We start from the raw sequence: 389 nt of genomic DNA, 5'->3' as shown, positions 1-389 counted from the left end.
TCTTGAACACTGAAATAAAATAGCTGTTATTCTGAAATCCCGTCATATCTGCCACTTCACTCCCTTTAAAACCACTGATCGCCAGCAGAAGCTTCGCCTTTTCCAGACGGTATTCCGTAAGATACTGGACAAATGATTTCCCAGTCTCTTTCTTAAACAGCTCTAAAAAATAGTTTTTATTGAGAAACACCACCTCACTGATGGATTCTAAGGAAATATCCTCGTGGTAATGTTCCTCCATGTAATTGAGCGCCTTACGGATCACCCGGCTGCATCCGTTAGAATCCACAGGCATATCATCCGTTAAGTGCTCTGCCTTCAGCTTCCGTATCTCAGTCTCCATCAGCTGTACCTTTTTGCGATGCTTCTGGCTCTGCATCCATTCCGCC

The 389-nt window shown here is 44.2% G+C and carries 1 protein-coding gene; it reads right to left on the bottom strand.

Annotated features, from left to right (window positions below; translation table 11 throughout):
• Positions 1 to 343 (bottom strand): AraC family transcriptional regulator (locus NE664_15505; protein MCQ4728039.1); only part of this gene is annotated, 343 nt, incomplete at its 3' end.
• Positions 344 to 389 lie beyond the last annotated feature (46 nt).

Source organism: Anaerotignum faecicola (genome assembly GCA_024460105.1).
GTDB lineage: Bacteria > Bacillota > Clostridia > Lachnospirales > Anaerotignaceae > JANFXS01.
This window is presented reverse-complemented; position numbering and strand designations above follow the sequence as displayed.